At 58.0% G+C, this 12608-nt stretch carries 16 protein-coding genes; 11 read left to right on the forward strand and 5 right to left on the reverse strand.

Features of this window, described 5'->3' with window-relative positions; translation table 11 throughout:
- The first annotated feature begins 10 nt into the window (after nt 1–10).
- Nucleotides 11–1429 carry a protein adenylyltransferase SelO gene (locus tag ACR0A1_RS03755; RefSeq protein ID WP_223117943.1) on the forward strand — a complete coding sequence of 473 codons (1419 nt, stop codon included), beginning with the start codon at nt 11–13 and terminating at the stop codon, nt 1427–1429.
- Nucleotides 1430–1491: 62 nt separating this feature from the next.
- On the opposite strand, the gene ACR0A1_RS03760 is transcribed toward ACR0A1_RS03755, so the two are convergent.
- Complete coding sequence (locus ACR0A1_RS03760; RefSeq protein ID WP_255612082.1) at nt 1492–1923, reverse strand: hypothetical protein; 432 nt, start codon at nt 1921–1923, stop codon at nt 1492–1494.
- 116 nt (nt 1924–2039) lie between these two features.
- On the opposite strand from ACR0A1_RS03760, the gene ACR0A1_RS03765 reads away from it, so the two are divergent.
- From ACR0A1_RS03765 to ACR0A1_RS03790, 6 genes are all read left to right on the forward strand, one after another.
- Entirely contained in the window at nt 2040–2744 is a 705-nt protein-coding gene (locus ACR0A1_RS03765; protein WP_170396721.1) for an endonuclease/exonuclease/phosphatase family protein, read from the forward strand.
- Between the two features lie 72 nt (nt 2745–2816).
- On the forward strand, nt 2817–3230 hold the full coding sequence (locus ACR0A1_RS03770; protein WP_170396723.1) for a Fur family transcriptional regulator: 414 nt from the start codon (nt 2817–2819) through the stop codon (nt 3228–3230).
- Between the two features lie 136 nt (nt 3231–3366).
- Nucleotides 3367–4245 (forward strand): DMT family transporter, encoded by an 879-nt coding sequence (locus tag ACR0A1_RS03775; protein ID WP_170422062.1) that lies wholly within the window; start codon nt 3367–3369, stop codon nt 4243–4245.
- A 144-nt stretch (nt 4246–4389) separates the two neighbouring features.
- Nucleotides 4390–5667, forward strand: a complete 1278-nt coding sequence (gene eno, locus ACR0A1_RS03780; protein ID WP_170406273.1) for a phosphopyruvate hydratase — start codon at nt 4390–4392, stop codon at nt 5665–5667.
- Between the two features lie 122 nt (nt 5668–5789).
- A complete protein-coding gene (locus tag ACR0A1_RS03785) occupies nt 5790–6107 on the forward strand; it encodes a hypothetical protein (RefSeq protein ID WP_170422059.1) in 318 nt (105 codons plus the stop codon).
- 102 nt (nt 6108–6209) lie between these two features.
- Nucleotides 6210–6377, forward strand: a complete 168-nt coding sequence (locus tag ACR0A1_RS03790) for a hypothetical protein (RefSeq protein WP_170396730.1) — start codon at nt 6210–6212, stop codon at nt 6375–6377.
- On the opposite strand, the gene ACR0A1_RS03795 is transcribed toward ACR0A1_RS03790, so the two are convergent.
- The 3 genes from ACR0A1_RS03795 to mazG all read right to left on the reverse strand — a co-directional run bounded on the left by ACR0A1_RS03795 (nt 6374) and on the right by mazG (nt 8678).
- Nucleotides 6374–6823, reverse strand: coding sequence for a GNAT family N-acetyltransferase (locus ACR0A1_RS03795; protein ID WP_170422057.1), 450 nt, complete (start codon nt 6821–6823; stop codon nt 6374–6376). The genes ACR0A1_RS03790 and ACR0A1_RS03795 overlap by 4 nt on opposite strands.
- A complete protein-coding gene (locus tag ACR0A1_RS03800; protein ID WP_480866293.1) occupies nt 6820–7758 on the reverse strand; it encodes a nucleoside hydrolase in 939 nt (312 codons plus the stop codon). Before ACR0A1_RS03800 ends, ACR0A1_RS03795 begins: the two co-directional genes overlap by 4 nt.
- 62 nt (nt 7759–7820) lie before the next feature.
- Nucleotides 7821–8678: a nucleoside triphosphate pyrophosphohydrolase gene (mazG, locus tag ACR0A1_RS03805; RefSeq protein WP_223117944.1), complete on the reverse strand. Its 858-nt coding sequence runs from the start codon at nt 8676–8678 to the stop codon at nt 7821–7823.
- A 66-nt stretch (nt 8679–8744) separates the two neighbouring features.
- Here mazG and ACR0A1_RS03810 point away from each other — a divergent pair, with 66 nt between their 5' ends.
- The 4 genes from ACR0A1_RS03810 to ACR0A1_RS03825 all read left to right on the forward strand — a co-directional run bounded on the left by ACR0A1_RS03810 (nt 8745) and on the right by ACR0A1_RS03825 (nt 12356).
- Complete coding sequence (locus ACR0A1_RS03810; protein ID WP_170636205.1) at nt 8745–9908, forward strand: M20 aminoacylase family protein; 1164 nt, start codon at nt 8745–8747, stop codon at nt 9906–9908.
- A gap of 12 nt (nt 9909–9920) precedes the next feature.
- A complete protein-coding gene (gene speB, locus ACR0A1_RS03815) occupies nt 9921–10889 on the forward strand; it encodes an agmatinase (protein ID WP_170662750.1) in 969 nt (322 codons plus the stop codon).
- A 60-nt stretch (nt 10890–10949) separates the two neighbouring features.
- On the forward strand, nt 10950–11897 hold the full coding sequence (speB, locus tag ACR0A1_RS03820) for an agmatinase (protein ID WP_170396741.1): 948 nt from the start codon (nt 10950–10952) through the stop codon (nt 11895–11897).
- A 63-nt stretch (nt 11898–11960) separates the two neighbouring features.
- On the forward strand, nt 11961–12356 hold the full coding sequence (locus ACR0A1_RS03825) for a DUF1499 domain-containing protein (RefSeq protein WP_480453734.1): 396 nt from the start codon (nt 11961–11963) through the stop codon (nt 12354–12356).
- Here the strand turns inward: ACR0A1_RS03825 and ACR0A1_RS03830 are convergent.
- Nucleotides 12282–12584, reverse strand: coding sequence for a hypothetical protein (locus tag ACR0A1_RS03830; protein WP_170509520.1), 303 nt, complete (start codon nt 12582–12584; stop codon nt 12282–12284). The two genes, ACR0A1_RS03825 and ACR0A1_RS03830, sit on opposite strands and share 75 nt — an antisense overlap.
- Nucleotides 12585–12608 lie beyond the last annotated feature (24 nt).

A 12608-nucleotide genomic window follows, 5' to 3' on the forward strand; every position in this document is an offset into this window, starting at 1 on the left:
TGTTTGCCGCATGACTTTGATGATCCCGTTTGACAACAGCTATGTTCGCCTGCCGGACACCTTCTTTGCGCGGCAGGGGCCCGTGCCTGTGCGTGCACCAAAGCTTGTTGCCTTCAACAGTGATCTGGCGCGACTGTTGCGGATTGCGCCGGGCGACGTTGAAGAGATGGCGCAGGCTTTTGCGGGCAATACTGTGCCCGAGGGGGCCGAGCCGCTGGCGCAGTTATATTCCGGGCATCAGTTTGGCACCTATAACCCTCAGCTAGGAGATGGGCGCGCGGTTTTGTTAGGTGAGACGGTCGGAGTCGACGGGATTCGGCGGGATATTCAATTGAAGGGCTCAGGGCAGACACCTTTCTCGCGCCAGGGAGATGGACGTGCCTGGCTGGGGCCGGTTTTGCGCGAATATGTGGTTTCCGAGGCGATGCATGCGCTGGGCGTTCCCACCACGCGCGCCTTGGCAGCGGTTGAAACCGGAGAGATCGTGCTGCGCGAGGGTCCGATGCCCGGGGCGGTATTGACACGTGTAGCGCAAAGCCATTTGCGGGTAGGCACGTTTCAGGTGTTTGCAGCGCGAGGGCAGTTAGAGAGCCTGCAACGGCTAACTGAATATGCCATTCAGCGCCACTATCCTGAGGCGGACGGGGCTATGGGTTTGTTGCGCGCGGTTCGGGATGCGCAGGCCGGGTTGATCGCCCGATGGATGAGCGTGGGTTTCATTCACGGGGTCATGAATACTGACAACAGCTCGATCGCCGGTGAGACGATCGACTATGGCCCATGTGCGTTCATGGACAGCTATCACCCGAATACAGTCTATAGCTCGATCGACCGGATGGGGCGGTATGCCTACTCGAACCAGCCTGAGATTGCGGTTTGGAATCTGGCGCAGCTGGCAACGGCCCTAATTCAGCAGTTTGAGGACAAGGACGCAGCTGTCGAAGAGGCCACCGAAATTGTCCATGCCATGCCTGCGTTGATGCAGGCACATTGGCTGGAACGTTTCAGGGCCAAGATCGGATTGGTTCGGGCAGAGGAGGGGGATCTTGAAATGATCTCGGATCTGTTGACGCGGATGGCGCAGAATCAGGCGGACTTCACAAACACGTTCCGCGCGCTGGGCAGCGACCGCGCGCGAGACCAGTTTGCCGACCCGGCGGCTTTTGACGAATGGGCAAAGGGATGGCAGGAACGCTTGGCGCGTGAGGATGCGCCTTTGGACGTGATGGATGCGGCCAATCCGGCCTTCATTCCACGCAATCATCGGGTGGAGCAGATGATTCAGGCTGCGGTGCAAGGCGATTACGCACCGTTCAATCGGCTGAATGAAGTGCTGTCACGGCCGTATGAGGATCAACCAGATTCAGCTGACCTGATGCGCCCTCCGGCGAAGAACGAGGTCGTACACGCGACATTCTGCGGTACGTAACAAAGAGACGGTTTCTTATGAAGAAACCGAGCCTGAAACTTTTGAAGTTTCAGCTTTTGAGGCTATCGGGGCGTGTCTGCAAAGGGCTCGGCGATCACCTGACACGCATCTTCATAGACAATGTAGCCGATCCGGTCTGATCGCAGAGTATCGATCTGGTATCCGTTTTCTTTGAGCAGTGCGACCATCTCATACGACTTGCCCAAAACCTCATTGGCTTCGGGTTTGAACCAGCTGAGGCCTTTGGTGTTGCGCTGAAAGGCGCCTTTAGATTTTGTCCTGTTGAACCGATAGGGGATTTCAAGGTTTTCCCGGAACCAAACCAGCAGCGCCTCAATTCGATCGAATGTGTATTTATCCAGCGCGGCAGTGTCGCGCAGGTCGTAGGCCGCGCAGAAGAACCCCTGACGCGCGTCCATATCTTCTATCTTGATCGGATGGACAAACCTTATGAACATGATCGTGAAGGTGGCCGAGGGGCTGCGCGGGCTCAAGGCCGTTTTGCACAAATGTTAGCGGAGCAAGCGGCGCGTTGCCATTCAGCGCTGGGTTCGGCTTGCACTTGTCCGACCAGTTGGCGATCTTGGGTTAAATCAGTTTAAGTGTGCCGATGACCTACCGCTCGACCCTGCGCCTTGCCAGTTACAACATTCAGAAATGCGTGGGACTCGATTTCCGGCGGCAGCCGCAGCGGATATTGCAGGTCATCGAAAGCATGCAGGCCGATATCGTTGTTCTGCAGGAGGCGGACAAACGATTGCCGCCCCGTCCTGCCGCTTTGCCACATTTCATGCTGGATGAGGCCGGGTGGCAGATCGTGGACTTGGGCGGTGCCGGTAGTCTTGGTTGGCATGGCAACGCGGTGATCTGGCGTGGGGACGCCATTCAGGTGCGTCAGGCAGGTCATCATGATTTGCCGGGTCTGGAGCCCCGCGGCGCCGTGCGGGTCGAGTTTGATACGCAGATCGGGCCTTTGCGGGTGATGGGCATGCATCTTGGGCTTTTGCCGGCGTCGCGACGCCAACAGATCAGTCATATCCGTCGATGTGATTCTGATCTGGAACACATGCCCACCGTCTGGGCCGGGGATTTCAACGAATGGTCACGCCAGCCTGTTCTAGATCATTTGGCCCCGGACATGCGGTTTCTTCCTCCGGTTCCAAGCTTCCCGGCCGCGCAGCCATTGGGGGCACTGGACAGAATCGCGGTGGGGCAGGGGCTTGAGGCTGCACTGCACGGGGTGCATGATGCGCGGCCCGCGCATATCGCCTCGGATCATTTGCCGGTCTGGGCCGATCTGCGGCGCATCGCCTGACCGCAAAATCGTCTGTGGCGCAGGGCGCGTAGACATATTAAGACAGAACACCGAACAGTCCCGGGGGTCACCATGTCCGACACGATTATCGCCCGTTGCGAAGCCAAGGGCCTGCGCATGACCGGCCAGCGGCGGACCATTGCACAGGTCTTGCAGCAAAGCGAAGATCACCCGGATGTAGAAGAGCTTTATGCCCGTGCTTCAGCCGAAGATGCGGGAATTTCGATCGCGACAGTCTATCGTACCGTGAAGTTGTTCGAAGAGGCCGGGATACTTGAGCGGCTGGAGTTCGGCGACGGGCGCGCGCGATACGAAGATGCAGAGCGCGATCACCACGACCACCTGATCGACATGCAGTCAGGCGAGGTGATCGAGTTTGTCGACCCTGAGATAGAAGCTCTGCAAGAAAAGATTGCAGCCAAGCTTGGCTACAGGCTGAAAGGCCATCGCCTTGAATTGTACGGCGTACCGTTGGAAAAAGACTGACACATCACGAAAATCGATCGGTCGGTGAACGCGATTTCATCAAACATGTCGTAATACTGCTTGCGACGTCGCAAAGGTTGCGGTTTTGCTGCCGGAAAGGTCCGCCTGACAGCGGCCTGTTCCAATGGAAACGCGCATGAACAACGTAAACGGCATTTTGCTGATCATCGGCTCGATGGCGGCCTTCGCGCTTGAGGACATGTTCATCAAGCATCTCTCGGTCAGTGTGTCGACCGGGCAGATCATGATCGCATTGGGTCTGATCTGCGGGGCTGTGTTCACGCTTATGTCTATGGCAACACGCAAACGCATCTTCGACCCGGTCGCGTGGCAACCTTTGCCGCTGATCCGTGCCGGGACCGAAGCCTTTGGTGCACTCAGCTTCGTGACCGCGCTGTCACTTGTTGATCTGTCGACTGTGGCGGCGGTTTTTCAGGCGATGCCACTATTCGTCACGATGGGGGCAGCACTGTTTCTGGGTGAGCAGGTCGGTTGGCGCCGTTGGAGCGCCATCGGGATCGGCTTTGTCGGCGTCTTGATGATCATCCGCCCCGGGTTCGAGGGATTCCAGCCGGAATCATTGTTTGTTTTGGTCTCGGTCGTTGCGATCGCGGCACGTGATCTGATCACACGCAGGTTGGATGTTCGTGTGGCCTCGTCGGTCGTCGCATTGCAGGCCTATATCGGAGTGGCGCTGGCTGGTGCGGCCCTTATGGTGTTCACAGCACAGCCCGTTGTGCCGCTGCAAGCTGCGCAGATCGGGCCTTATCTGGGTGCCATCGGGTTCGGCGTTTTGGGCTATTACGGCATCGTAACCGCGATGCGGATTGGCGAAGCTTCAGCGCTGACGCCATTTCGGTATACTCGGTTGGTGTTCTCGATCACGGCCGGGATGCTGATGTTTGGCGAACGCCCCGACAGCATGACGTTGGCCGGTGCTGGTCTGATTATCGGATCAGGTCTGTATACTTTCATTCGAGAACGCCAGCTGGCGCGGGCATTGGCAGTGGCCTAAGCGCCCGCGACCTGTTGGCGCAAACAGCAAACTGTTAGCCCTAAAGGCTGAAAAATATAAGTGTTAGCGATAACGGAAACGGTTTACTTTTCGCCGCGTGCTGGTATGAGGCATGCAACCGTTGGCATCATTGGGACCCGTATCATGAGCACGATCATCGACATCCACGCACGCGAAATACTGGACAGCCGGGGCAACCCGACGGTCGAAGTGGACGTGATTCTGGAAGACGGCACCATGGGCCGCGCCGCAGTGCCTTCAGGTGCGTCGACCGGCGCCTACGAGGCGGTGGAAAAGCGCGATGGTGACAAATCTCGTTACATGGGCAAGGGCGTGCTGGAAGCGGTTGCTGCCGTTAACGGTGAGATCGCCGAAGAACTGGTGGGCTTTGACGCGACCGAGCAGGTGGCCATCGATCAGGCGATGATTGAACTCGACGGGACCGAGAACAAGGGCCGTCTGGGCGCGAACGCTATCCTGGGTGTCTCGCTGGCGACGGCCAAGGCGGCGGCGGATTTCACCACGCAGCCTCTGTATCGCTATGTTGGCGGTACTTCGGCGCGCGTTCTTCCGGTTCCGATGATGAACATCATCAACGGGGGTGAGCACGCCGATAATCCGATCGACATTCAGGAATTCATGATCATGCCGACCTCGGCCGCGAATATCCGCGAAGCCGTGCGCATGGGGTCGGAGGTGTTCCATACGCTCAAGCGCGAACTGTCGGCTGCCGGACTGGCCACCGGAGTGGGGGACGAAGGTGGTTTTGCCCCTAACATCGCTTCGACCCGTGAGGCACTGGATTTCATCCTGCAGGCGGTCGAAAAAGCGGGCTACAAACCCGGAGAAGAGATCCATCTGGCGCTGGACTGCGCCGCCACCGAATACTACCGCGACGGAAAATATGTTCTGTCGGGTGAAAACATCTCGCTGACCTCAGAGGAAAACGCAGAGTATCTGGCGACATTGGTCAAAGATTACCCAATTATCTCGATCGAAGACGGCATGTCCGAGGACGATTGGGATGGCTGGAAAGCGCTGACTGATGCCATCGGCAACGAAGTACAACTGGTCGGCGACGACCTGTTCGTAACCAACCCAGAGCGTCTGGCCGAGGGAATCGATCGTGGCTGTGCCAACTCGATGCTGGTTAAGGTGAACCAGATTGGATCACTAACTGAAACCCTGCGCGCCGTCGATATGGCCCACCGTGCACGGTATACCAACGTGATGTCGCATCGCTCGGGCGAGACCGAAGATGCCACCATTGCCGATTTGGCTGTGGCGACCAACTGCGGGCAGATCAAAACCGGCTCGTTGGCGCGGTCGGACCGGTTGGCCAAATACAACCAGCTGATCCGCATCGAGGAATCGCTGGGTGAGGTCGCAGAATACGCCGGCGCGTCGATCCTAAAGCGCTGAGTTTGGCGTACTTGGTAAAACCAGATCAGGCCCCGGTAGAACGCCGGGGCCATTTTTTTCTTTGCGTCATTACCGATCCGTCTAAGCTGGGCATCGAAGGCCAACATGGGAGAGGGCGATTTATGACAACATTCAAACGCATCGTTGGCGCTGGGGCGCTATTGATCCTGCCTCAGCTTGCAGGGGCTGATCGTCCGCCTCAGGCAGTGTGCCAGAAAATGGTGGAAGGCGATCCCAGCGGGCAGGTCACGATGGAGGAATGCCTGTGCACCTATAACGTCGCCAACACGGTTTTGGACGATGACATCAAAGAATTATTGTTCGAGTCCTGGTACACAGGTGAGAACATAACTGAACAGTTGAATGCGCTGCCCAAACCCAAACGCGTGCCCCGGCAGTTCAAGACCATGGAGCAGACGTTCAATAAGAACTGCCGCTGATCGTTAAGCTAAACAAACATAAATGTCGTTATGTGTGAACTTGTTCCTATTGCGGCGCTGTGACTCCCGATAGTCTGCAAGCATTGCAGAAAGGGGGACGATATGTCTGCTTCAAAGGTCTTTCTCGTAATTTCAATGCTTTGCGCGGGGATGCTGGCCGCATGTTCAGAGCCTGGGACCTATCCGATCACAGGGATGCAGGTTTCGCAGGATGATCCGGTGCAGGAAATGGCAAATCCGGCGGTAATCTTCCGGGGGGAATCGCGCTAAAGCGATTTGCTCATCAGCATGTAGCGATCGCGCGGTTTAAAACCTGACCGCAGATATAGTTTCTGCGCGGTTTCGTTGGTTCGGTCGACCTCAAGATGCAGGGCGGTCAGACCGGCCTCGGCCAGCGCCTTGGGGAGATCATGCAGCACTTCGGTGGCGATACCGCGTCCGCGAACGGCGGGGCGGATGTAAATCTCATCTACAAAGGCATCCATGCCACCAAACTCGACCGACCAGCCGAAGGTGAGGATGACATAGCCCAGCGGTGCGCGGCCCGGACCGATCAGATATATGCACCCATGGGGTATTCCATCCAGCAGAGGGGCCAGCGCGTTGCGACGTTTCTCGTCATCCTGCGCGATGCCGGATTCCGAGTGAAACGCCGCGACCAGCGCCATCAGTCGGTCCAGATCGTCGGGGCGGGCAAGGCGGAGTGCGGCGGTCATAGGCGGGCAAGTCTTTCTGTGAGCAGGTCGAAGAAACCTTGGGCATCCACGTCACCCATGAACATGGCGTTTGGTGCGCGATCAGTGACCCGCCACCAGTCGGCCACTGTCATGCCCAACGTCAATTCTGATTGGGTTTCGATCTCAACATTGATGTGGCGGCCCGAGAACAACTCGGGTCGGATCAGATAGGCGGTGACGCAGGGGTCGTGCAGCGGTGCGCCCTCCGATCCGTATTTTTCTTTGTCGAAACGTTCGAAGAAATCGGTCATCTCTGCCACTGCATGACCAACCTTGCTGTCCAATGCCCGGAATGCATCATTGCGATGGGGTGTGACCAGCGCATCATGTGTGACATCCAATGGCATTACGACGACATGAATGCCGGATTTAAACACAATATCAGCAGCTTCCGGGTCGACATAAATGTTGAATTCGGCTGCTGGTGTGATGTTTCCAACCTCAAAATACGCACCACCCATCAGGACGATTTCCTGCACCCGGTCGATGATGTCGGGCGCTTTTTGGAAGGCAGTGGCGATGTTCGTCAGCGGCCCCAGAGGGCAGAGCGTCACCGTGCCGGGCTCATGTGCGCGTAGGGTATCGATGATAAAATCGACCGCGTGACCCTCGGCCAGAGGCATTTCGGGATCTGGCAAAACAGGGCCGTCGAGCCCTGTTTTACCATGCACATGCTCGGCGGTGACGAGCGGGCGTTTCAAGGGGCGATCGCATCCGGCGTAGACGGGGATTTCGGTGTGCCCCGCCAACTCGCACACGATGCGAGCGTTTTTGGCGGTCAGCTCCAAAGGCACGTTTCCAGCGACGGCGGTGATACCCAGAACCTCGATCTCTTCGGGGCTGGCAAGCGCCAGAAGAATGGCGACGGCGTCGTCCTGTCCGGGATCGGTGTCGATTATGATCTTGCGGGGCATTGTGGTCTCCGGGGCCGTGAAGGGCGGACACTCGCAAGTGTCGCGGGGCTTGTCCAGCGGTTTCAGGCCTCGCGTGCGGCATCCACCGGCGGGAGTTTGCCGTTGGCGCGGTGTTCCTCGATTTTCACCTCATCCCACAGCGCGTCCATTTCGGCCAGATCACTTTGGGTGGGCGTTTTTCCGCGTTCGGCCAGCCGGGCTTCGACCTTCTCAAAACGACGAGTAAACTTGGCGTTTGTGCGGCGCAGGGCAGCCTCGGGTTCGATGCCCAGATGGCGGCCAAGGTTGACCATCACAAACAGCAGATCGCCGAATTCATCCTCAAGCGCGTCGGCATCCATGCTGTCGCGCGCCTCTTCCAGTTCGGCGGCCTCTTCGGTGATTTTGGCCAGCACATGGCTGGCGTCGGGCCAGTCGAACCCTACGCGCGCGGCACGTTTCTGCAGCTTATGTGCGCGTAGCAGGGCGGGCAGGTTGGCGGCGACACCGTCTAGTGCACCTTTTTGTTCTTTGCCCGCACGTTCGGCGGCTTTGATGGTTTCCCAGTCCTTTGTCTGTTGATCCGCCGACTTGTCTCGGGACTCATCACCGAAGACGTGTGGGTGACGGGTAACCATCTTGTTCGACATGGTGCGCACCACGTCCTGAAAGGTAAAATGCCCAGCCTCTTCAGCCATTTGCGCGTGGAAGACGGATTGGAACAGCAGGTCGCCCAGCTCTCCCTTCAATTCGTCATAAGCCTCGCGTTCGATGGCATCGGCGACTTCATAGGCTTCTTCGATCGTATAGGGCGCGATGGTCGAAAAATCCTGTTCGATATCCCACGGGCAGCCGGATTGAGGGTCGCGTAAGCGGCGCATGATTTCCAGCAAACGCTCGATACCTGCGTCCGTGTCGTGGATCAGAGGATTTTCGGCCATTGCGAACCCTTTCGTTCCGGTGTCAGATGCATCCATCCCGCAGTCAGGATCAGGAGTCCACCCCAGATGCCCGTCGTCAACCGAATTGCCGATTACGCCGCTGATATGGCCAAGTGGCGCCAGCACCTTCACACCATCCCCGAATTGGAATTCGAATGCTATGAGACCGCCGCCTATGTGGCCGAGCGTCTGCGCGAGTTTGGGGTAGATGAACTGCATGAGGGAATCGCCAAAACCGGCATGGTCGCGATCATCAACGGGCAGGGCGAGGGACCGACTATTGGTCTGCGCGCTGACATGGATGCTCTGCCGATTACCGAGGAAACGGGCGTGGACTACGCCTCGAAGAACCCCGGTAAGATGCATGCCTGCGGTCATGACGGGCACACAACCATGCTGCTGGGTGCTGCGCGCTATCTGGCCGAAACGCGGAATTTTGCGGGCCGGGTTGCGCTGATCTTTCAGCCTGCCGAGGAAGAGGGCGGCGGCGCGGGCGTGATGGTTGAAGAAGGCATCATGGATCGGTTCGATATCTCTCAGGTTTACGGTATCCATAACACTCCGGGTCGGCCCGAGGGGCTGTTCGAAACCACGCCGGGGCCGCTGATGGCCGCAGTAGATACGTTTGAGATCCATATTCAGGGCGTGGGCGGCCACGGGGCAATGCCGCATGAGACGCGCGACCCGGTGATGGCAGCTTGCGGGATGGCGCAGGCGATCCAAACCATCGTCAGCCGCAACCACTATGCGCTGGACGATCTGGTGGTGTCGGTGACGCAGATACACACCGGAACAGTGAATAACGTGATCCCTGATACCGCTTATCTGAACGGCACCGTTCGCACCTTTGATCCGGCCGTGCAAAGGATGGTCAAAGAGAGAATGGCGCAGATCGTGGCGGGGCAGGCGGCCTCGTACGGTGTCGAGGCCAAACTGGACTATCAGGAGGGTTATCCTGCCACCATCAATGACGCCGACAAGGCGGCATTCGCGGCTGAAGTGGCGCGGGATGTATCCGGCGCGGAACGCGTGAAAGATGATGCTGGGCGTGAGATGGGGGCAGAGGATTTTTCCTACATGCTGCAGGCCCGACCTGGTGCTTACTTGTTCATGGGGCAAGGAGATGGCGCGGGGCTGCACCATCCGAAATACAACTTCAATGACGACGTCGCGCCGATCGGAGCGTCCTTCTTCGCACGGATCGTCGAAAAGGCACAGCCGTTGGGCTGACAGGGAAAAGACATGGCACTGGAAGATGCAAAGAACCAGGTGGATGAGGCATTCACCAACCCCGATCTTAAGGGGCTGTCCTATGAAAACACCTTTGGCGGCGCGACCTCATTCCTGCGGCGGCTTTATACCAAAGACCTGACGGGTGCGGATATTGCTGTAACCGGCGTGCCTTTCGATCAGGCGGTGACAAATCGCCCCGGAACCCGTCTGGGGCCGCGCGCGATCCGTGAGGCGAGCGCGTTGCAATCCCCGGATGCACCCTATGGCTGGCCCTTTGACGCGCTCAGCGAGTTGGCGATCGTGGATTATGGAGATATGGCCTATGACTATGCCAATATCCCGGCCTTTCCCGACACGCTGACCGATCATATCCGTACCATTTTGGCGGCGGATGTGGCTTCGGTCACGCTGGGAGGGGATCACTATATCAGCTTCCCGATCCTTAAGGCCTATGCCGAGAAATATGGGCCAATGTCACTGCTGCAATTCGATGCGCATACGGACACCTGGGCCGATGACGACATGTCCCGCGTGGATCACGGGACGATGTTCTACAAGGCAGTGAAATCGGGGTTGGTTGATCCGAAACGCTCGGTTCAGGTGGGCATTCGCACTACAAACGAAGACACGTTGGGCGTCAACATCATCGACGCGCGCGAGGTTTACGAATCCGGACCCGCCGCCGTGGCGCAGAAGATCAGGGGTATTCTGGGCGACAGTCCGGTCTATCTGAGCTTTGACATCGATGGCCTCGATCCGGCCTTTGCGCCGGGGACGGGCACACCGGTCTGGGGCGGTCTAACTTCGATTCAGGCGCAGATCATTCTGCGCGACATCGCCGGGATCAACATCAAGGGCGGCGATGTGGTTGAGGTATCTCCGCCATACGATACCTCTGGTGCGACGGCGATTGCGGGGGCTCATGTGGCGACGCAGATCATTTGCTTGCTTGGGTGGAACAAGCTGGTGAAACCTTAACCTTTGGTTAGGCATAATCCCGGTATCTGCTTGGTTAAGGCACCGGATCGGAGACATCACATGACCCAATACAACCAACCGATTGGCGGCAATGATCTGGCACGGTTTTCGGGGCCGAACACGTTTATGCGGTTGCCACAGGCGTCGTCGCTGGACGGGCTGGATGTGGCGATCCTGGGGGTTCCGATGGATATCGGCACTTCGTGGCGGTCGGGCACACGGTTCGGACCCAAGCAGATTCGCAGTGAAAGTGCGATGATCCGGCCCTATAACATGTCCAATGGCGCGGCACCGTTCGACCATTTGCAGATCGCAGATATCGGCGATCTGGCGATCAACACTTTCTCGCTCGCCGACAGTCTTAAGATCATCAAGGAAAGCTATGACGGCATTTTGGCGCAAGGTGTTGTCCCAGTGGCGATGGGTGGGGATCACTCGATCACTTTGCCGATCCTGCGGGCGATGGCGGCCAAGCACGGGCCTGTGGCTCTGGTGCACGTGGACGCCCATGCTGACGTGAATGATGAGATGTTCGGTGAAAAGGAAACCCACGGCACTGTCTTCCGCCGCGCCTATGAGGAAGGGCTGATTGTCCCTGACAAGACCTTTCAGATCGGCATTCGAGGCTCGGGTTACGCCGCCAGCGACTTTACCGAGGCACAGGGTTGGGGGTTCCGTCAGTACCCGGCGTGGGAGCTGTGGCAACAGAACCTGACCGAAATCGGCTCTTTGATCCGTAAAACTGTTGACGATCACCCGGTCTATATCACCTACGATATCGACAGCCTCGATCCGGCCTATGCACCCGGAACAGGCACGCCCGAGATCGCAGGTCTGACCACTCCGCAGGCGCTGCAGTTGATCCATGCACTGGCAGGCATGAATGTGGTGGGCTGCGATCTGGTCGAAGTATCTCCACCCTATGATCCGTCGGGCAATACGGCACTGACCGCAGCCAATCTACTGTTCGAGATGCTGTGCATTCTGCCCGGAGTGACGTCACGATAGGGGTGCGACGCCATCCTCTGACCGAGTAAGCAGGGCATAGCGGGAATGAATGGGCAGATAAAAATGTTGCTGTGGCTGTTGATTGCGGTGGGCCTTGCAATGGGTGCCTATATCAGACTTGCGCCTTCAGATCCTGTGCGCTGGCATGTGGCCCCTGAAGACACGGAACGAGACCTGAAGGGTGGTGTCGTTCGGGTCGTCGAAACCGGTCCTGATGGGCTGGCGCGTCTCGATAAAATTGCGCGCGCAACACCACGCACCAGTGTGCTGGCCGGATCGCTGGAAGAGGGCATGATCACCTATATCACCCGTACCAAGGTGTTCGGTTTTCCCGATTACACCACCGTGCAGCTAGACGGTGATACGCTGCGTATCTATGCAAGATTAAGATTTGGCCGGAAAGATTTCGGCGTCAATCGGGACCGGGTCACCCAATGGCTTGCTTTGCTGCAACCCTGACGACAAACAGCCCTCTTGCACCTCGCGCCACATGGGCACGTTCAGCGACATCTGGCATTGGGCCATGAACATGCGGCCGTCGACCTGCAGGCATATCATCTCTCCCAACTCGATGCGGGTGCCGGATTTGTCGGTGCAATAGCAGTCTTGCACTTTGCCTCCGGGGCCAACAACATCGGCCATTCCGGGCGTCGCAATGAGTGTCAGGGCTAAGATCAGTCGCTTCATGGCCCAAGCCTAGCACAAGGCAGG

This window comes from Ruegeria sp. D6 (genome assembly GCF_056534365.1).

What these genes read in the sequence shown, in the direction of transcription:
- ACR0A1_RS03755 (WP_223117943.1), top strand. Translation starts at nt 11, where the DNA reads ATGACTTTGATGATCCCGTTTGACAACAGCTATGTTCGCCTGCCGGAC.
- ACR0A1_RS03765 (WP_170396721.1), top strand. Translation starts at nt 2,040, where the DNA reads ATGACCTACCGCTCGACCCTGCGCCTTGCCAGTTACAACATTCAGAAA.
- ACR0A1_RS03770 (WP_170396723.1), top strand. Translation starts at nt 2,817, where the DNA reads ATGTCCGACACGATTATCGCCCGTTGCGAAGCCAAGGGCCTGCGCATG.
- ACR0A1_RS03775 (WP_170422062.1), top strand. Translation starts at nt 3,367, where the DNA reads ATGAACAACGTAAACGGCATTTTGCTGATCATCGGCTCGATGGCGGCC.
- eno (WP_170406273.1), top strand. Translation starts at nt 4,390, where the DNA reads ATGAGCACGATCATCGACATCCACGCACGCGAAATACTGGACAGCCGG.
- ACR0A1_RS03785 (WP_170422059.1), top strand. Translation starts at nt 5,790, where the DNA reads ATGACAACATTCAAACGCATCGTTGGCGCTGGGGCGCTATTGATCCTG.
- ACR0A1_RS03790 (WP_170396730.1), top strand. Translation starts at nt 6,210, where the DNA reads ATGTCTGCTTCAAAGGTCTTTCTCGTAATTTCAATGCTTTGCGCGGGG.
- ACR0A1_RS03795 (WP_170422057.1), bottom strand. Translation starts at nt 6,823, where the DNA reads ATGACCGCCGCACTCCGCCTTGCCCGCCCCGACGATCTGGACCGACTG.
- ACR0A1_RS03800 (WP_480866293.1), bottom strand. Translation starts at nt 7,758, where the DNA reads ATGCCCCGCAAGATCATAATCGACACCGATCCCGGACAGGACGACGCC.
- mazG (WP_223117944.1), bottom strand. Translation starts at nt 8,678, where the DNA reads ATGGCCGAAAATCCTCTGATCCACGACACGGACGCAGGTATCGAGCGT.
- ACR0A1_RS03810 (WP_170636205.1), top strand. Translation starts at nt 8,745, where the DNA reads ATGCCCGTCGTCAACCGAATTGCCGATTACGCCGCTGATATGGCCAAG.
- speB (WP_170662750.1), top strand. Translation starts at nt 9,921, where the DNA reads ATGGCACTGGAAGATGCAAAGAACCAGGTGGATGAGGCATTCACCAAC.
- speB (WP_170396741.1), top strand. Translation starts at nt 10,950, where the DNA reads ATGACCCAATACAACCAACCGATTGGCGGCAATGATCTGGCACGGTTT.
- ACR0A1_RS03825 (WP_480453734.1), top strand. Translation starts at nt 11,961, where the DNA reads ATGTTGCTGTGGCTGTTGATTGCGGTGGGCCTTGCAATGGGTGCCTAT.
- ACR0A1_RS03830 (WP_170509520.1), bottom strand. Translation starts at nt 12,584, where the DNA reads ATGAAGCGACTGATCTTAGCCCTGACACTCATTGCGACGCCCGGAATG.